The following is a 16,929-nucleotide window of genomic DNA, read 5'->3' as shown; positions in this document are numbered from 1 at the left end:
ATGTAGAACACGCCGCACCAGGCTTATGGACCAGCAACTCCCCTACGCCCACGACATTTTCCCGCATATCCGCATCGTCCTGGGCATGGTGATCGGGCTCGGCGTCACCCGCCTCTTGTCGGGGGTCGCCCGCATCGTCCAGCATCCCGGCCAATACCGGCTCTATCCCGTGCACCTCGCCTGGGTTGCGTCGGTGCTTTTGATGCTGGTGCATTTCTGGTGGTGGGAGTTCGGCCTGTTCCAGATCGAGAATTGGACCTTCGGCAAATACCTGTTCATCATCTTCTACGCCGTCACGCTGTTCCTGCTCTGCGCGCTGCTGTTTCCGGATTCGATGCTGGACTACACCAGCTATGAGGATTTCTTCTATTCGCGCCGGGCCTGGTTCTTCGGCCTGCTGGCGGCGACCTATCTGCTCGACGTGATCGACACGCTGCTGAAAGGGCCGGAGCATTTCGCCCATTTCGGCGTCGAATATCTGATCCGCACCCCGGTTTTCGTTGCGCTTTGCGTCATTGCGATCCTGATGCGCGACCGCCGTTTCCATATCGCCTTTGTCGCCGGCGCGCTCGTCTATCAGATATCGTTCATCCTGCGGCTCTTCGACACGATCGTCTGAGCCCCATTGGGGCGGCGGATGCGATAGGCTAGGCTTTTTGGGAGAGGCAGTTTTTACATGAAGCTCGATATTCGCACCGACTTCACCAAATTCCCGCGCGCCGTCTCCGTCCTGGCCGCAGGCGAAGCCGGAACCACCACGCCATACGACAGTGCGGTGCTTGCCCATGACGAGCGGCATCTGCGCCGTCGCGCCATCGAAACGGTGCGTAACGACAAGGTGCTGGTCGACCTGCCCGAACCGGTGACCTTGAACCATGGTGACCGGCTGGTGCTGGAGGATGGCCGCCACATCGAGATCATCGCGGCCGAGGAGCCGCTCTACGATATCCGTGCCGGCGGCCCTGTCCATCTGGCCGAACTTGCCTGGCATATCGGCAACCGTCATCTCGCGGCAAGCATCGAGGCTGACCGAATCCTCATTCTGCGCGACCATGTCATCAAGGCGATGCTGGAAGGGCTGGGCGCCACGGTGAGCGACGTCTCCGAGCCATTCAAGCCGGTGCGCGGCGCTTATTCCGGCCATGGCCATTCTCACGCCGAGGCGCATGCGCACAGCCATGCCGAAGCGCACTCCCATACCCATAGCGAATCGCATTCCCATAGCCATTCGCACGACCATGACCATGACTGACCAGCCTTCCAACGTTGCCCAGCCTTCCAATATTGCTTTGTTGCGGCTGATGGCGTGGCTGTCGCCTTCCTTCCCGGTCGGCGGCTTTTCCTACAGCCATGGTCTCGAGCAAGCCGTGCATGCCGGGCTGGTTGCCGACAGCAAAGAGCTCGCCGCGTGGCTGGAAACGCTGGTCGAGATGGGTTCGGGCTGGAATGATGCGGTGCTGTTTGCCGAAAGCTGGCGCAGGGCGCGCGAAACCGGCGATCTCGATGAAATCGTCGCCCTTGCCGAAGCTCTGGCCGGCTCGCGCGAGCGCCATGCCGAGACCATGCTGCAGGGCGCTGCTTTCCTGAAGGCGACCTTCGCCTGGCCGTGCCAGGTGCTGGATCGCCTGCCGGCCGAATGTGCCTATTGCGTTGCCGTCGGCGCCGTTGCCGGCGATCACGGCATTGCGCTGCGGGACGCCCTGGCGGCCTTTCTGCAGGCCTTCTTCTCCAATCTCGTCCAGGCTGCGATCCGGCTTGGCATCGCTGGCCAGAGTGCCGCGATGACGCTACTGGCCGCCTTCGAACCGCTTGCCCTGGCCACGGCCGACCGCGCTGCCGGCTCGACACTCGATGATCTCGGCGGCTGCGCTTTCATCTCCGACGTCACGGCGATGAAGCACGAGGCCCAGTATTCGCGGCTGTTCCGCTCATGATCGTCCTTGCTTTCGCCCTCTCGCTCGTCCTGCTGTTGATCACGGCACTGCATGTCTATTGGGGCATTGGCGGCATCTGGCCAGGCAGGGACGCCGCCTCCTGCGCTCGTGCGGTCATCGGCTTCCGTGGCGTCGACGAGATGCCGGCACCCTTCGCCAGCTTCGCCGTTGCCGCCTGCCTCGGCCTGGCGACGCTGTGGCCGATGGCGCTCGAGGGCATCTTTGCCACGCCTTTTCCCGAGGCCGGACTGGCCGCCACGGCGCTGCTCATCGCGCTGGTGTTCCTGGCGCGCGGCATTGCCGGCTTCACGCCCTGGTGGCGACGGCTGGCGCCCGAACAGCCTTTCGCGCGGCTCGATGTCCGCTACTATTCGCCGCTCTGCCTTTTGATTGGGGCAGGCTTCGCCGTTCTTGCGATCACGGAGTTCCCCGCATGATATCACCCAACGGTCCTCTTCGCGTCGGCATCGGCGGTCCGGTCGGCTCGGGCAAGACGACGCTCACCGAAAAGCTCTGCAAGGCGCTGCGTGACGAGTTCTCGATCGCTGTCGTCACCAACGACATCTACACCAAGGAAGACGCCATGATGCTGGCCCGGCTGCAGGCGCTCCCTGACGATCGCATCGTCGGCGTCGAGACCGGCGGCTGCCCGCACACCGCCATTCGCGAGGACGCCTCGATCAATCTGCAGGCGATCGCCGAGATGACCAAAAAATTCCCGGATCTCGACATCGTCTTCATCGAATCGGGCGGCGACAACCTCGCCGCCACTTTCTCGCCGGACCTTGCCGACCTGACGCTCTATGTCATCTCGGTTTGCCAGGGCGAGGAGATTCCGCGCAAGGGCGGACCGGCAATCACGCGGTCGGATTTCCTGGTCATCAACAAGAGCGACCTTGCGCCCTATGTGAACGTCAATCTCGACGTGATGGAAAGCGACGCTGCCCGCATGCGCGGCAAACGGCCGTTCGGCTTCACCGACCTGTCGCGCGGCAAAGGGCTTCAGGAGGTGATAGATTTCATCGTCGAGCATGGCGGGCTTCGGGTCGGCGCGGCCACCAGCACGGCGGCATAACGGCGCTCGCCTGCACCAAACGAAACCGGTTGCGCGTGTTCCAGCCGCGCGGCATCCTTGCTTCTTTCACCGAGGTTTACGATGAGCATCACGCGCCTGCAGAAGGAAGTGCTGACCAACCTGCCGTTCTATGAGGAGCGCGTCGATCTGGCTTGCGCCTTCCGCTGGACGGCGCGGCTTAACATGCATGAGGCGGTGGCCAATCATTTTTCGCTGGCGGTCAACGACGATGGCTCGCAATTCCTGATGAACCCCAACCAGGTGCATTTCTCGCGCATCAAGGCGAGCGATCTGCTTCTGATCGACGCCAATGATCCCGACACGCTGGTCGGCCCGAATGCGCCCGACCCGACGGCATGGGGCCTGCATGGTGCTATCCATCGCAACGTGCGTCATGCGCGCTGCGTCATGCATGTTCACTCGATCCACGCCACCGTGCTTGCCTCGCTCGCCGACTCGACGCTGCCGCCGGTCGACCAGAACTCGGCGATCTTCTTCAACCGCCATGTCGTCGACGCTCATTATGGCGGGCTGGCCTTCGAGGAAGAGGGCGAGCGCTGCTCCCAGCTTCTTGTCGACCCGAAGGTCAAGGTGATGGTGATGGGCAACCATGGCGTGCTGGTCATCGGCGACAGCGTCGCCGACACCTTCAACCGCATGTTCTATTTCGAGCGCGCCGCCGAAACCTATATCAAGGCGCTGTGGACCGGCCGGCCGCTGCGGGTACTGTCGGATGAGATCGCGGAGAAAGCGGCAACGGAACAGGAAGACTATCCCGGCCAGGCCGAGCGCCACCTTTCCGAACTGAAGGCGATCCTCGACGAGCAGGAGCCTGCCTACCGGAGTTGAGCGCGGTCCGGCCGAGCCTGGCTTAAAGCCCCAACTGAGCCCGCAATTCGTCGGCGCTGTTGATGACAATCGCCCCCGGCGGTCCTTCCATGGGCACCTCCGGCCAGAAGATCGTCTTCATTCCCGCTGCCAGCCCCGCCGTGGCGCCGGTCACGCTGTCGTCGACCGCCACGGCCTTGGCGGGATCGACGTCGGCCAACCAGGCGGCGCGCAGGAAAGGTTCGGCATGCGGCTTGCCTTCACGCACGTCGTTGCGGCTGACCGTCTTCATGCCGGGATATACGAGGCCTACGGCGCGCAGATTGGCATCGACGATCAGTCTGTCCGAGTTGGACACCACCGCTTGCGGCACGCCAAGCGCGCGCAGCTCATTGAAAATCTCGATCGCGCCGGTGCGTGGCGTCAGCGTTTCGGCCATCGGCAGATAGTGATCGTATTTGCGCACGATCCAGTCGTCGAAAGGCAGGTCGAGGCCGAACTCGTCGCGCAGCATTTCGTAGACCGGCCATGCGGCGATGCCGAGCACGCGCTCATGCAGGTCGGCCGGCGGCGCGATGCCGACGCTGTACAGCGCCGCAATCAGCGCCGCCTCGTGCAGCGGCTCGCTGTCGACCAGCGTGCCGTCCATATCCCAGAAAACCGCTTTCGGCGTCATGCAAGGCTCCATTCTCAAAAAATTCCTTAAAGCGTTTAGCGCGCGAGATAAACCGCCGCGTCCCCGCTAATGCATGTCGCGCAAAGTGTGCAGCGGTTTTGCAATGACGACATGCATAAAAAGCAACCTAAAACCCGTCGCATGAGGCCGATCGAACGCAACGCGCTTTAGAACCGGGATTGGTGCGACCTCGACAGCCTTGCTGTTGCAACGAGACTGGGTCGACCTGTCACTTCGCTCCAAACACCAAGTTTCATCACTAAGCAATTGCTCTTACAATAGGCAATTGCGCGCAAGTTCATTCCCTGCGAGACTACTGCGCTCCGCCTCTTATGCTCGGCGGGGTTGGGAGGTAGGAACTTGAATTCGCGGCAGGACAGCGGCGGCAACAGGCTGGACGACGCGGCGCGTGCCGGCTGGCTCTATTATGTCGCAGGCAACACCCAGGACCAGATCGCCGCCACGCTTGGCATCTCGCGGCAGACGGCGCAGCGGCTGGTGTCGCTCGCAGTCTCCGAAGGGCTGATCAAGGTGCGCGTCGACCACCCGATCGCCAATTGCCTCGACCTTGCGGCACGGCTGAAATCGCGCTTTGCGCTTGATCTGGTCGAGGTGGTGCCGAGCGACCCTTCTTCGTCCTCCACCGTCATCGGCGTCGCCGAGGCGGCGGCGGCCGAGATCGAACGGCGGCTGCGGTCGCCGGTGCCGATCGTCATGGCGATCGGCACCGGCCGCACACTGAAGGCCGCGATCGAGCAACTGCCGCCGATGGAATGCCCGCAGCACAAGGTGGTGTCACTGACCGGCAACATCTCGCCGGACGGCTCGGCGGCCTTCTACAACGTCATCTTCACCATGGCCGATAGGGTCAAGGCGCGTTCGTTTCCGATGCCTTTGCCGGTCATCGCTTCCTCGCCCGAGGAGCGCGAGATGCTGCTCAGCCAGCCGATGATCCAGCCGACGCTGGCGCTTGCGGCCGAGGCCGACGTCACCTTTGTCGGCATCGGCGATCTCGGCCCGAAGGCGCCGCTTTACGAGGACGGCTTCATTTCGGAGGGTGAATTAAAGGCGCTGCAGAAGGCCGGCGGCGTCGCCGAGATCGTCGGCTGGGTATTCGATCGTGACGGCCGCATGATCGAGGGCATCACCAATGATCGAGTGTCGTCGGCACCGCTGCCGTCGCGCGAAAAGTCGCTGGTGATCGCGCTTGCCATGGGCGACCGCAAGCTGCCGGGCATCTTCGCCGCCGTCAACCGGCGGCTGGTCAACGGCCTCATCACCGATGAGCGGACCGCCGCCGCCTTGCTGGCGGGCGCATGATCTCCGAGCCGCTGGCGGTCGGAAACGATCATGTGAAATCGAAACGCATCTGAATCCCCGATAAAACGAGCGTCACTACTGGTGCCGGCCGCAAGGATCGTTGCCGTCGAGAAAGCCCATGTCGCGCTGCAGATGCGGCGGCAGCTCCCGGACGTCGAGATAGGCCCGTTTCCGCGCCGCGTGCCTTGCCAATCCCCGCGCCAACTGTGAAAACCAGCCATGGGCTGGAGCAAGAAACAGCTTTTCCTGTATTGTGGTCATGATCGTCAGCCTTCGCTATCTCTAGGCGTAATTGATCTTCAATACGGAATATCGGTAGGACCAGCCGGTGCCGCCAATCAAACGTCGATCACTGCCCATAAGGAGGGCTTATGCCGGAGCTCAATTCACGACAGCTGGTTTCGCAGCTTCCTCCGCTTCAGGCGATCCGGGTGTTCGAGGCGGTGGCGCGGCATCTCTCGTTCACCAAGGCCGCCCAGGAGCTTGGCATGACGCAGGCGGCGGCAAGCTATCAGATCAAGCTTCTGGAGGAGCGCATCGGCGCGCCCCTGTTCTTGCGCCAGCCAAAACAGATCGTGCTGACCGAACCCGGCCAGCGCCTGGCGCCCGCGGTCAGCGAGGCGTTCGCGCTGTTGAGCGGCGCCTATGCCGCCGCGCGCACCGGCGCCGACGGCGTGCTTTGCGTTTCGACGCTGCTGACATTTGCCTCCAATTGGCTGGCGCAGCATCTCGGTTCGTTCCAGGTCGCGCATCCGTCGCTGGCGGTGCGCGTCGATACTTCGAACAGGGTTGTCGACTTTGCCAGAGAGGATATCGACATCGCCATCCGCTCCGGCGGCGGCAACTGGCCGGGCGTCGAGACCCATATGCTTTTCAGGGCCGATTTCACGCCGGTCCTTAGTCCAAAGCTCGCGGCAAGCATCGGCGGCGTCAAGGAGCCGGCCGACCTGCTGCGGCTGCCGATCCTCGACCCGGGTGACATCTGGTGGCGGGACTGGTTTGCCGCCGCCGGCCTGCCGGTCGAGGAGCTGGCCAAGCGTCCCGGCACCAGCATGGGCGCGCAGGCCTACGAGGCCAATGCCGCGATTGCCGGCCACGGCGTGGCGATCGTTACCAAGGCGCTGTTCAAGACCGAACTTGCCGACGGCCGCCTGATCCAGCCCTTTGATCTGGTCGGTGACGACGGCCACGCCTATTGGCTGGTCTATCCGACGGCACGACGCAACGTGCCGAAGATCCGCGCCTTCCGCGATTGGATCCTGAGCGAGATCGCTTGCCAGTAGGCTGAATCCCAGCAAGCCCGAGCAAAGCGCCGGGCCCAATCAGCCCGGCCGAATCCTTCGTCAGACATGCCGCAAACGTCCCAGGCTTGCCGCTGCACAAGACCCGGCGTGCTGCGCTGCAGCAACGAATCCGTCTTGACATAATTCATCGCAAGTGAGTAATTGCTCACAGCCAAGGCAAATGCTCATCTTGGTTTATGGGAGGAATTTTGATGAAACTTCGCACGTTCACCCTAGGCCTGTTCTCGGCCAGCGCCCTCGCTTTCGCCGCGCATGCCGAATCCATCACCATCGCCACGGTCAACAATGGCGACATGGTCCGCATGCAGAAGCTGACCGACGACTTCACCGCCAAGAATCCCGACGTCCAGCTGCAGTGGGTCACGCTCGAGGAAAACGTCCTGCGCGAGCGCGTCACCACCGACATCGCCACCAAGGGTGGCCAGTACGACGTGATGACCATCGGCACCTATGAAGTGCCGATCTGGGCCAAGCAGAACTGGCTTTTGCCGCTCGACAAGCTCGGCGACGATTACGACGTCAAGGACATCATCCCGGCCATAGCCGGCGGCCTGTCGGTCGACGGCAAGCTCTACGCAGCCCCGTTCTACGGCGAAAGCTCCTTCGTCATGTACCGCAAGGACCTGATGGAAAAGGCCGGGCTCAAGATGCCCGATGCACCGACCTGGGACTTCATCAAGCAGGCCGCCGACAAGATGACCGACCGCGCCAACGGCGTGAACGGCGTCTGCCTGCGCGGTAAGGCCGGCTGGGGCGAGAACATGGCCTTCCTGACCGCCATGTCGAACTCGTTCGGCGCGCGCTGGTTCGACGAGAACTGGAAGCCGCAATTCGACCAGCCCGAATGGAAGAACACGCTGCAGTTCTATGTCGACCTGATGAAGGCCGACGGCCCCGAGGGCGCGTCGTCCAACGGTTTCAACGAAAACCTGGCGCTGTTCCAGCAGGGCAAATGCGGCATGTGGATCGACGCTACCGTCGCTGCCTCCTTCGTTTCCGACCCGAAGAACTCCACCGTCGCCGACAAGGTCGGCTATGCGCTGGCGCCGGACAATGGCCTCGGCAAGCGCGGCAATTGGCTGTGGGCATGGTCGCTAGCCATCCCCGCCGGCACGCAGAAGGCCGACGCCGCTCAAAAGTTCGTATCCTGGGCAACCAGCAAGCACTATGCCGAGCTCGTCGCCTCGAAGGAAGGCTGGGCCAACGTTCCGCCGGGAACGCGCTCGTCGCTCTATGCCAATCCCGAATACCAGAAGGCAGCACCTTTCGCCAAGATGACGCTGGACTCGATCAACTCCGCCGATCCGACGCACCCGACCGTCAAGCCGGTGCCTTATGTCGGCGTCCAGTTCGTCGCCATTCCTGAGTTCCAGGGTCTCGGCACCACCGTCGGCCAGCTCTTCTCGGCGGCACTTGCCGGCCAGTCGAGCGTCGACGATGCCTTGAAGCAGGCGCAGGACGCCGCCACCGCGACGATGACCGAAGGCGGTTACATCAAGTAAGCTCCTCCCGGTGCCGGTTGCCAATGGCGACCGGCAACGGCCGCCCGAATCCCAGTTCGGGCGGCCAGCTTTCACACCGCTGAAAAACTTGGCCGACCTCGAAGGGTGACCGTCATGGCTACTCAGCAGACCCGTTCGCTTGCCCGTTTCATGATGGCGCCATCCGTGGTGCTGCTGCTGGTCTGGATGATTGTGCCGCTGGCATTCACGCTGTGGTTTTCCTTCCAGCAATACAACCCGCTCAATCCGATGCGCGACGGCTTCGTCGGGTTTTCGAACTACGCGCTGTTCTATTCCAACCCGGCATTCCTGCAGTCGATCCTCAACACGCTCACCATCGTCGTCAGCGTGCTTTTGATCACGGTGATTGGCGGTATTCTGCTCGCCCTTCTGCTCGATCAGCCGATGTGGGGACAGGGCATCGTCCGCATCCTTGTCATCTCGCCGTTCTTCGTCATGCCACCGGTGGCAGCACTGGTCTGGAAGAACATGATCATGCATCCGCAGTACGGGGTTTTCGCCGATATTGCGCGCTTCTTCGGCGGGCAGCCGATCGATTGGTTCGGGCAGCACCCGCTCCTGGCGATCATCATCATCGTTGCCTGGCAATGGCTGCCGTTTGCTACGCTGATCCTGTTGACCGCGCTTCAGTCGCTCGACGTCGAGCAGAAGGAAGCCGCCGAAATGGACGGCGCCGGCTTCATCAGCCGCTTCATCTATTTGACGCTGCCTCACATGTCGCGCGCCATAACCGTCGTCATCCTGATCCAGACGATCTTCCTGCTGTCGGTCTATGCCGAGATCCTCGTCACCACCAACGGCGGCCCGGGTTACGCCTCCACCAACCTGCCCTTCCTCGTCTATCAGAAGGCATTGCTGGAGTTCAAAATCGGCCAGGCGTCCGCCGGCGGTATCATTGCCGTCATTCTCGCCAACATCGTTGCCTTCTTCGCCATGCGCGCTGTCGGCAAGAACCTGGATAAATAAGGGAGGATAAGATGGCACGTGCAGTCACCACCCAGCACAAGACGATTGCTACCGCGGCCGCCTGGATCGTCGCGCTGCTGATCTTCTTCCCGATCCTCTATACGATCATCACCTCGTTCAAGTCGGAGCAGGAGGCTATCCAGGGCTTCAACCTGTTCCCGTCGGGAACCACGGAGAGCTATTCCGAGGTCCAGGCGCAGAACGGCTATTTCAAATTCTTCCTGAACTCGGTGTTCCTGTCGGTCGGCTCGACCATCCTGGCTCTGCTCGTCGCCATACCGGCGGCATGGTCGATGGCGTTTTCGCCGGGCAAACGCACCAAGGACATCCTGATGTGGATGCTTTCCACCAAGATGATGCCGGCCGTCGCCGTTCTGTTTCCGATCTATCTGATCTTCCGCGATACCGGTCTGCTCGACAGCCGCATCGGCCTGATGGTCATGCTGATGCTGATCAACCTGCCGATCGTGGTCTGGATGCTTTACACCTATTTTCGCGAGATACCGGGCGAGATCCTGGAAGCGGCGCGCATGGACGGCGCATCGCTCTGGAACGAGATAATCTACGTGCTGACGCCGATGGCGGTCCCCGGCATCGCCTCGACCATGCTGCTCAACATCATTCTCGCCTGGAACGAGGCGTTCTGGACGATCCGGCTGACCACCACCGAGGCCGCGCCGCTCACCGCTTTCATCAGCTCCTTCTCCAGCCCGCAGGGGCTGTTCTGGGCCAAGCTTTCGGCCGCCTCAACGCTGGCGATCGCGCCGATCCTGATCATGGGCTGGTTCAGCCAGAAGCAGTTGGTTCGAGGCCTGACATTCGGCGCGGTAAAGTAGCGGGCATTGCCTGACGCAAAACGAAAAGATAGCCCTTCGGGGGAGGAAACCATGGGAAACATCACGCTCAAGAACGTCTCCAAATCCTTCGGGGCGACGTCCATCATCCCCGGCCTCGATCTGGTCATCGAGGACGGAGAGTTCGTCGTCTTCGTCGGCCCGTCGGGCTGCGGCAAATCCACCCTGTTGCGTCTGATCGCCGGCCTCGAGGATACCAGCGGCGGCACCATCATCATCGATGGTCGCGACGTCACCGGCGAGGCGCCGGCCAAGCGCAAGCTGGCTATGGTGTTCCAGTCCTATGCGCTCTACCCGCACATGACAGTGGCCAAGAACATCGCCTTCCCGCTGAAGATGGCGGGCGAGGACCAGGCGACCATCGACAAGAAGGTGAAGGACGCCGCGCGGATCCTGAACCTCACCAACTACCTCGACCGCCGCCCCGGCCAGCTCTCCGGCGGCCAGCGGCAGCGCGTCGCCATCGGCCGCGCCATCGTGCGCCAGCCATCGGCCTTCCTGTTCGACGAGCCTTTGTCCAATCTCGACGCGGCGCTGCGCGGTACCATGCGGCTGGAGATCAGCGAGCTGCATCACCAGCTCAAGACCACCATGGTCTACGTCACCCACGACCAGATCGAGGCGATGACCATGGCCGACAAGATCGTCGTGCTCAATGCCGGCAATATCGAGCAGGTCGGCTCGCCGATGGAGCTCTATAAGACGCCGAAGAACCTGTTCGTCGCCGGCTTCATAGGTTCGCCGAAGATGAACCTGATCGAAGGCGCGCCGGCCGCCAAATATGGCGCCAAGACAGTCGGCATCCGCCCGGAGCATATGAACATTTCGAAGACGTCAGGCGACTGGAAGGCGACGGTCGGGGTTGCCGAGCATCTCGGCTCCGACACGTTTTTGCACGTCCAGGCGGATGGTGTCGGGCAGCTGACGGTGCGTGCCGACGGCGAGTTGGCCGCCCATCACGGCGACACGATCTACCTGACGCCGGAAAAGGCCAAGCTGCATCGTTTCGGCGCCGACGGGAAGGCGATGCTGCAATGAGGCTCCGGGGTAAATCGGCGCTGATTACCGGATCGGCGCGCGGCATCGGCAGGGCGTTTGCCGAAGCCTACATGCGCGAAGGGGCGACGGTCGCGATTGGCGACATCAATCTCGAAGCCGCCGAGAAGACGGCTTCGGAAATCGGCCGCAATGCCTACGCGGTAAAGCTCGACGTCACCGATCTCGCGTCTATCGATGAGGCCGTCAAGGCGGTCGAAGCCAGGGCCGGCGGCCTCGATATCTTGATCAACAACGCTGCTTTGTTCGACTTGGCGCCGATCGTCGAGATCACCAAGACAAGCTACGACAAATTGTTTTCGGTCAACGTCGCCGGCACGCTGTTTACGTTGCAGGCCGCCGCACGTTCTATGATTGCCCGCGGCAAGGGCGGCAAGATCATCAATATGGCAAGCCAGGCCGGGCGCCGCGGCGAGGCGGTGGTTGCCGTCTACTGCGCCACCAAGGCTGCGGTCATCTCGCTCACCCAGTCGGCAGGGCTCGACCTGATCAAACACCGCATCAATGTCAACGCGATAGCACCGGGCGTCGTCGACGGCGAGCATTGGGACCATGTCGATGCCTTGTTCGCCAAGTTCGAGAACCGGCCGAGAGGCGAGAAGAAGAGGCTGGTCGGCGAAGCCGTGCCTTATGGCCGCATGGGCGCGGCGCAAGACCTCACCGGCATGGCGGTGTTCCTGGCCAGCGATGAGGCCGAGTACATCGTCGCGCAGACCTATAATGTCGATGGCGGCCAGTGGATGAGTTGAGGGGGCGAAGGCGCTCTTCCCCCCGTCTCCTCCACGGGGGGAAGAGCCGTCCCGCTAAAGGGTAAAGCAGATGACCGTGAAACTCTCTTCTTCCATCCTCGCCAAGCTGCCGCCCAAGGTCGCCGGCCCGAAATACGATCGCGCCGCGCTCAAGGCCGGCTTCGTGCATTTCGGCGTCGGCAATTTCCATCGCTCGCACCAGGCCGTCTATCTCGACGACCTGTTCAATTCGGGTGTCGGCCACGACTGGGCCATTGTCGGCGCCGGCGTCTTCGAAGGCGAGAAGGTCGGCCGCGGCAAGCTGCAGGAGCAGGACTGGCTGACCACCGTGGTCGAGCAGGACAGCGGCCATATGAGCGCGCGCGTCACCGGCGTCATGATCGACTTCCTGGTGCCGGGCGATGCGGCCGCAATCGTCGAGCGGCTTGCCGATCCGGCGATCAAGATCGTCTCCCTGACCATTACCGAGGGCGGCTATTTCATCGATCCGGCATCCGGCGTCTTCAATCCGACACATCCCGACATCGTTGCCGACGCTGAGCCGGGGGCGACGCCGAAGACCGTCTTCGGCCTCGTTCTCGCCGGGCTGCTGCGCCGCCGCGCCGACGGTATCGTGCCCTTCACAATCATGTCCTGCGACAACATTCCCCATAACGGCCACGTCACCTCAGATGGCGTCATCGGCCTTGCGCGGCTAATCGACGAAGGTTTGGCAAACTGGGTGAGCGAGAACGTTACCTTTCCCAATGGCATGGTCGACCGCATCACGCCGGCCACCACCGACCGCGAGCGCGGCATTCTCTCCAGCGAGTTCGGCCTCGACGACAATTGGCCGGTGTTTTGCGAACCGTTCAAGCAATGGGTGCTGGAGGACCGTTTCACCGACGGCCGCCCGCCGCTGGAAAAAGTCGGCGTGCAGTTCGTCAGCGACGTCGCGCCCTATGAGCTGATGAAGATCCGCATCCTCAATGGCGGCCATGCGACCATCGCCTATCCGGCCGGGCTGATGGACATCCATTTCGTCCATGAGGCGATGCAGGAGCCGCTGGTACGCGGCTTCCTCGACAAGCTCGAGCATGACGAAATCATCCCGACCGTGCCGCCGGTTCCGGACACCGACCTCGAAGATTACTACCAGCTCATCGAGCACCGCTTCTCCAATCCGAAGATCGGCGACACCATACGCCGGCTTTGCCTCGACGGCTCCAACCGCCAGCCGAAATTCATCATCCCGACCATCACCGACCGGCTGAAGGGTGGCAAAAGTGTCACCGGCCTTGCGCTGGAATCGGCGCTCTGGTGTCGCTACTGCTTCGGCACGACGGATTCCGGTGCCGTCACCGAGCCCAACGACCCGAACTGGGGCCGGTTGCAGGCGACGGCCAAGGCGGCGAGGGACATGCCTGCCGCCTGGCTTGCCATGGAGGACATCTATGGCGATGTCGGCCGCTCGCCGCCGTTCGCTGAAGCCTTCGGCCAAGCGCTGAGACTGCTGTGGGCGGACGGCGCGCGCGCGACACTGACGCGCTATCTCGCCGGCGACCTCTGAAGCCGATCCAGCGCGATGACGCCTGAACTGGTCATTTTCGACTGTGACGGCGTGCTGGTGGACAGTGAGATGCTGTCCGTCTCGGCATTGCTGGAGATGATCGCGCTTGCCGGTGGCAACGTCAGCGAGGACATTGCCTACGAGCACTTCCTCGGCAAGAGCATGAAGAGCGTCCGCGAAATCCTCGCAAGCGACTTCGGGCTCGATCTCACCGAGCAGCATCTGACCGAGATGCGCTCCGAACTGATGCGCAGATTCCGCGATGAGCTGAAACCGATGCCAGGTATCGCACAGGTCCTGCCGAGGCTCGGCGTACCGTGCTGCGTCGCCTCCTCCGGCACCCTGGAACGCATCCGCTATGCGCTCGACGTCACCGGGTTGCTTGGGCTGCTGGAGCCGCATTTGTTCAGCGCCGCCATGGTGGCGCGGGGCAAACCGGCGCCCGATCTCTTTCTCCATGCAGCAGATAAAATGAGAGCGGCCCCGCGAAACTGCCTCGTCGTCGAGGACAGCCCGGCCGGCATCGAAGCGGCGCGGGCGGCCGGCATGCGCGTCCTTGCCTTCACCGGCGGCTCGCACACCGGCAACCCGGCATTGAAAGCGCGGCTTGCGTCGAGTGAGCCGGACTTTATATTCGCTGACATGCTGCAATTGCCCGATCTGATTGCAGGCCTGGGAGCGAGAGCAAGAACACCTTGACCAACAGTTTCGTTTGCGCGGTCGATGTCGGCACCGGAAGCGCTCGTGCCGGCATTCTCGACACGGGTGGCGCCTTGCTCGGCCGCGCCGAGCACCCGATCGCCATGCAACAGCCGAAGGCCGATCATGCCGAGCACGATTCGCAGGATATATGGTCGGCGGTGTGCATGGCCGTCCGCGCTGCCCGCGAAAAGGCGGGCGTGCGGGCCGAGGATATCGTCGGCATCTCCTTTGATGCCACCTGCTCGCTGGTGGTGCGAGACCGGCATGGCGGCCAGCTCAGCGTGTCCGTCACTGGTGAAAGGCGCTGGGACACCATTGTCTGGCTCGACCATCGCGCAATTGCCGAGGCCGACGAATGCACTGAAAGCGGCCACGCTGTGCTCGACTATATCGGCGGCGTCATGTCGCCGGAAATGGAGACGCCGAAGCTGATGTGGCTGAAGCGCAACCTGCCCGGAACATGGAACGAAGCCGGCTATCTATTCGACCTCACCGACTTCCTCACCTGGAAGGCAAGCGGCTCGCTCTCCCGTTCACAATGCACGCTGACCGCCAAATGGACCTATCTAGCCCATGAAGCGACCGGCTGGCGGCGCGACTTCTTCGAAGCCGTCGGGCTCGGCGATATCTTTGAGCACGGCAACCTGCCGGAAAAGGCAAGCCCGGTCGGTGCCGATATCGGCCCGCTCGGCGCGCAAGCCGCGACGGAGCTTGGCCTCACCGAAAAATGCCGGGTCGGCGCCGGCGTCATCGATGCCTATGCCGGCGCGCTTGGCGTGCTCGGCGGTTTCGCCGGTGACGCAACGAACATCGGTCGCCATCTGGCCCTGATTGCCGGTACGTCGAGCTGCGTCATGGCGATGTCGACCGATCCGCAGCCTTTCGCCGGTGTCTGGGGCCCATATTATGGCGCAGCCCTTCCCGGCCTGTGGCTGTCGGAAGGTGGCCAGTCGGCCACCGGCGCGCTGCTCGACCACATCATCCGCTGGCATGGCGCCGGCGGCGAGCCGGATGCCGCCATGCATGCCAGGATTGCCCACCGCGTCGCCGAGCTGCGCGCCGTCGAGGGCGACAACCTCGCCGCAAGGCTGCACGTACTGCCCGATTTTCACGGCAACCGCTCGCCGCTCGCCGACCCGCATGCCGTCGGCGTCATCAGCGGGCTGACGCTGGATGCCTCCTTCGACAGTCTGTGCAAGCTCTACTGGCGCACCGCCGTCAGCGTCGCGCTTGGCGTCCGTCATGTGCTGGAAGCGCTGAACGAGAACGGCTATCTGATCGACACGCTGCACGTCACCGGCGGCCACACCAAGAACCCGCTGTTGATGGAGCTCTATGCCGATGCCACCGGCTGCACGGTGGTCGAGCCGCTGGCGGACGAGGCGGTGCTGCTCGGCACCGGCATGATTGCCGCCACCGCGGCCAGGCTTTTTCCCGATTTGAACGCTGCCTGCGTCGCCATGCAACAGGGCGGCAGGACGCGAGAGCCCAATCCGGCTGCCGCCGGCCGGTTCGATCGCGACTACCGCGTGTTTCTCGAAATGCACAGGCAAAGGCAGGCGCTGGACGCGATCCGATAAATCGGATCGGTTGCTATCTCTGGTTCCAGCGCCGGATGACCGGCTCGTCAAGGTCGTGCTCATAACCGAGCACGCTTATGCTGGCGGTATCCAGCACGAAAAACGCGCCGGCTTGCGGCGGCGGGCCGAGCCAGCGTGCGGCCAGCACTCTAAGGAAATGCGAGCTTGAGAAGACCAGGACATTGCTGCCGACCTCGCGCAACCGGCTGACGATCCGGTCCGCCCTCGAGCCGACATCCGTGGCGGACTCGCCGCTCGGGCAGCCGTCGCGAAAAAGACGCCAGCCGGGGCGCTCGGCGAGGATTTGCTTGGTGGTCAATCCCTCATAGGCACCATAATCCCACTCCGCCAGATCGTCCTTCTTCACGCCTGACGAGCCGAAGCCGGCCAGCGCACAGGTGTTGAAGGCGCGCTGCGACGGGCTCGACCACACCGCCGAGAAGGACAGGCCCTTGAGCCGCTCAGCGATCCGCCTTGCCGCTTCCTCGCCGGCCGGCGTCAGCGGTATGTCGGTTCGGCCGGTATGTTTTCCGGACGCACTCCATTCCGTCTCGCCATGCCGAACCAGATAGATTTCGGGAAACGTGCTCATCAGGCTGCCTTTCAAATGGATCTGCCGCGACCATAGCGGCTTCCATAGCCTCTCCAACAGCCTGCATGGAGCTGACTGGCTTAACCCTTCCGCAAGTCAGCCTCTTGCCACCGGTGCCTATTTCATAGACAAACTCGCCGTAATGCGGAATCCGGCCGATCATGGCCGTTTCCGCGCTGAGACGCGGCTTCCGGCTCTTGCCGACGTGCCGCAATCGGATA

Annotated in this window: 19 protein-coding genes; 16 read left to right on the top strand and 3 right to left on the bottom strand. The window is 62.9% G+C overall.

What is annotated here, in order from left to right; translation table 11 throughout:
• The first annotated feature begins 25 nt into the window (after positions 1 to 25).
• The 6 genes from NKH93_RS10790 (at position 26) to NKH93_RS10765 (ending at position 3,858) form a co-directional block, all read left to right on the top strand.
• A complete protein-coding gene (locus tag NKH93_RS10790) occupies positions 26 to 619 on the top strand; it encodes a hypothetical protein (RefSeq protein ID WP_352970245.1) in 594 nt (197 codons plus the stop codon).
• Between the two features lie 57 nt (positions 620 to 676).
• The gene (locus tag NKH93_RS10785; protein ID WP_352474741.1) at positions 677 to 1,252 is read left to right on the top strand and encodes an urease accessory protein UreE; all 576 of its coding nucleotides are present in this window, start codon (positions 677 to 679) and stop codon (positions 1,250 to 1,252) included.
• Positions 1,245 to 1,934: an urease accessory protein UreF gene (locus NKH93_RS10780; protein WP_352970243.1), complete on the top strand. Its 690-nt coding sequence runs from the start codon at positions 1,245 to 1,247 to the stop codon at positions 1,932 to 1,934. The genes NKH93_RS10785 and NKH93_RS10780 overlap by 8 nt, the downstream gene beginning before the upstream one ends.
• Positions 1,931 to 2,371 carry a DUF3995 domain-containing protein gene (locus tag NKH93_RS10775; protein WP_352970241.1) on the top strand — a complete coding sequence of 147 codons (441 nt, stop codon included), beginning with the start codon at positions 1,931 to 1,933 and terminating at the stop codon, positions 2,369 to 2,371. The genes NKH93_RS10780 and NKH93_RS10775 overlap by 4 nt, the downstream gene beginning before the upstream one ends.
• The gene (gene ureG / locus NKH93_RS10770; RefSeq protein ID WP_352970239.1) at positions 2,368 to 3,009 is read left to right on the top strand and encodes an urease accessory protein UreG; all 642 of its coding nucleotides are present in this window, start codon (positions 2,368 to 2,370) and stop codon (positions 3,007 to 3,009) included. The genes NKH93_RS10775 and ureG overlap by 4 nt, the downstream gene beginning before the upstream one ends.
• A gap of 81 nt (positions 3,010 to 3,090) precedes the next feature.
• Complete coding sequence (locus tag NKH93_RS10765) at positions 3,091 to 3,858, top strand: class II aldolase and adducin N-terminal domain-containing protein (RefSeq protein WP_352970237.1); 768 nt, start codon at positions 3,091 to 3,093, stop codon at positions 3,856 to 3,858.
• A gap of 22 nt (positions 3,859 to 3,880) precedes the next feature.
• Here NKH93_RS10765 and NKH93_RS10760 read toward each other — a convergent pair whose 3' ends face one another.
• Positions 3,881 to 4,513: an HAD family hydrolase gene (locus tag NKH93_RS10760; protein WP_352970235.1), complete on the bottom strand. Its 633-nt coding sequence runs from the start codon at positions 4,511 to 4,513 to the stop codon at positions 3,881 to 3,883.
• 360 nt (positions 4,514 to 4,873) lie between these two features.
• Between NKH93_RS10760 and NKH93_RS10755 the strand changes: the two genes are divergently transcribed.
• Entirely contained in the window at positions 4,874 to 5,833 is a 960-nt protein-coding gene (locus NKH93_RS10755) for a sugar-binding transcriptional regulator (RefSeq protein ID WP_023676997.1), read from the top strand.
• Positions 5,834 to 5,908: 75 nt separating this feature from the next.
• On the opposite strand, the gene NKH93_RS10750 is transcribed toward NKH93_RS10755, so the two are convergent.
• On the bottom strand, positions 5,909 to 6,094 hold the full coding sequence (locus tag NKH93_RS10750) for a hypothetical protein (protein WP_352970233.1): 186 nt from the start codon (positions 6,092 to 6,094) through the stop codon (positions 5,909 to 5,911).
• A gap of 110 nt (positions 6,095 to 6,204) precedes the next feature.
• Here NKH93_RS10750 and gcvA point away from each other — a divergent pair, with 110 nt between their 5' ends.
• The 9 genes from gcvA to NKH93_RS10705 all read left to right on the top strand — a co-directional run bounded on the left by gcvA (position 6,205) and on the right by NKH93_RS10705 (position 16,116).
• Positions 6,205 to 7,116 (top strand): transcriptional regulator GcvA, encoded by a 912-nt coding sequence (gene gcvA / locus NKH93_RS10745; protein ID WP_292662413.1) that lies wholly within the window; start codon positions 6,205 to 6,207, stop codon positions 7,114 to 7,116.
• A gap of 212 nt (positions 7,117 to 7,328) precedes the next feature.
• Positions 7,329 to 8,639, top strand: coding sequence for an ABC transporter substrate-binding protein (locus NKH93_RS10740; protein ID WP_352814026.1), 1,311 nt, complete (start codon positions 7,329 to 7,331; stop codon positions 8,637 to 8,639).
• Positions 8,640 to 8,753: 114 nt separating this feature from the next.
• A complete protein-coding gene (locus NKH93_RS10735) occupies positions 8,754 to 9,626 on the top strand; it encodes a carbohydrate ABC transporter permease (RefSeq protein WP_023676993.1) in 873 nt (290 codons plus the stop codon).
• A gap of 11 nt (positions 9,627 to 9,637) precedes the next feature.
• Complete coding sequence (locus NKH93_RS10730; protein ID WP_023676992.1) at positions 9,638 to 10,462, top strand: carbohydrate ABC transporter permease; 825 nt, start codon at positions 9,638 to 9,640, stop codon at positions 10,460 to 10,462.
• 51 nt (positions 10,463 to 10,513) lie between these two features.
• The gene (locus NKH93_RS10725; protein ID WP_023676991.1) at positions 10,514 to 11,518 is read left to right on the top strand and encodes an ABC transporter ATP-binding protein; all 1,005 of its coding nucleotides are present in this window, start codon (positions 10,514 to 10,516) and stop codon (positions 11,516 to 11,518) included.
• A complete protein-coding gene (locus NKH93_RS10720) occupies positions 11,515 to 12,285 on the top strand; it encodes an L-iditol 2-dehydrogenase (RefSeq protein WP_352835798.1) in 771 nt (256 codons plus the stop codon). The genes NKH93_RS10725 and NKH93_RS10720 overlap by 4 nt, the downstream gene beginning before the upstream one ends.
• A 70-nt stretch (positions 12,286 to 12,355) precedes the next feature.
• A complete protein-coding gene (locus NKH93_RS10715; protein WP_352970229.1) occupies positions 12,356 to 13,834 on the top strand; it encodes a mannitol dehydrogenase family protein in 1,479 nt (492 codons plus the stop codon).
• A gap of 15 nt (positions 13,835 to 13,849) precedes the next feature.
• Entirely contained in the window at positions 13,850 to 14,533 is a 684-nt protein-coding gene (locus NKH93_RS10710) for an HAD family hydrolase (RefSeq protein ID WP_352539921.1), read from the top strand.
• Positions 14,530 to 16,116 (top strand): FGGY-family carbohydrate kinase, encoded by a 1,587-nt coding sequence (locus tag NKH93_RS10705; protein WP_352970226.1) that lies wholly within the window; start codon positions 14,530 to 14,532, stop codon positions 16,114 to 16,116. Before NKH93_RS10710 ends, NKH93_RS10705 begins: the two co-directional genes overlap by 4 nt.
• A gap of 13 nt (positions 16,117 to 16,129) precedes the next feature.
• On the opposite strand, the gene NKH93_RS10700 is transcribed toward NKH93_RS10705, so the two are convergent.
• Complete coding sequence (locus NKH93_RS10700; RefSeq protein WP_352472398.1) at positions 16,130 to 16,711, bottom strand: histidine phosphatase family protein; 582 nt, start codon at positions 16,709 to 16,711, stop codon at positions 16,130 to 16,132.
• Between the last annotated feature and the right edge of the window lie 218 nt (positions 16,712 to 16,929).

Source organism: Mesorhizobium sp. M0954, from assembly GCF_040319155.1.
Taxonomy (GTDB): domain Bacteria; phylum Pseudomonadota; class Alphaproteobacteria; order Rhizobiales; family Rhizobiaceae; genus Mesorhizobium.
The sequence above is the reverse complement of the archived record's forward strand: the minus strand, read 5'-3'. Positions and strand labels throughout refer to the sequence as shown.

Bases quoted from the DNA above. Each gene is read 5' to 3' on its own strand.
- NKH93_RS10790 (WP_352970245.1), top strand. From the start codon at position 26: ATGGACCAGCAACTCCCCTACGCCCACGACATTTTCCCGCATATCCGC.
- NKH93_RS10785 (WP_352474741.1), top strand. From the start codon at position 677: ATGAAGCTCGATATTCGCACCGACTTCACCAAATTCCCGCGCGCCGTC.
- NKH93_RS10780 (WP_352970243.1), top strand. From the start codon at position 1,245: ATGACTGACCAGCCTTCCAACGTTGCCCAGCCTTCCAATATTGCTTTG.
- NKH93_RS10775 (WP_352970241.1), top strand. From the start codon at position 1,931: ATGATCGTCCTTGCTTTCGCCCTCTCGCTCGTCCTGCTGTTGATCACG.
- ureG (WP_352970239.1), top strand. From the start codon at position 2,368: ATGATATCACCCAACGGTCCTCTTCGCGTCGGCATCGGCGGTCCGGTC.
- NKH93_RS10765 (WP_352970237.1), top strand. From the start codon at position 3,091: ATGAGCATCACGCGCCTGCAGAAGGAAGTGCTGACCAACCTGCCGTTC.
- NKH93_RS10760 (WP_352970235.1), bottom strand. From the start codon at position 4,513: ATGACGCCGAAAGCGGTTTTCTGGGATATGGACGGCACGCTGGTCGAC.
- NKH93_RS10750 (WP_352970233.1), bottom strand. From the start codon at position 6,094: ATGACCACAATACAGGAAAAGCTGTTTCTTGCTCCAGCCCATGGCTGG.
- gcvA (WP_292662413.1), top strand. From the start codon at position 6,205: ATGCCGGAGCTCAATTCACGACAGCTGGTTTCGCAGCTTCCTCCGCTT.
- NKH93_RS10740 (WP_352814026.1), top strand. From the start codon at position 7,329: ATGAAACTTCGCACGTTCACCCTAGGCCTGTTCTCGGCCAGCGCCCTC.
- NKH93_RS10735 (WP_023676993.1), top strand. From the start codon at position 8,754: ATGGCTACTCAGCAGACCCGTTCGCTTGCCCGTTTCATGATGGCGCCA.
- NKH93_RS10730 (WP_023676992.1), top strand. From the start codon at position 9,638: ATGGCACGTGCAGTCACCACCCAGCACAAGACGATTGCTACCGCGGCC.
- NKH93_RS10725 (WP_023676991.1), top strand. From the start codon at position 10,514: ATGGGAAACATCACGCTCAAGAACGTCTCCAAATCCTTCGGGGCGACG.
- NKH93_RS10720 (WP_352835798.1), top strand. From the start codon at position 11,515: ATGAGGCTCCGGGGTAAATCGGCGCTGATTACCGGATCGGCGCGCGGC.
- NKH93_RS10715 (WP_352970229.1), top strand. From the start codon at position 12,356: ATGACCGTGAAACTCTCTTCTTCCATCCTCGCCAAGCTGCCGCCCAAG.
- NKH93_RS10710 (WP_352539921.1), top strand. From the start codon at position 13,850: ATGACGCCTGAACTGGTCATTTTCGACTGTGACGGCGTGCTGGTGGAC.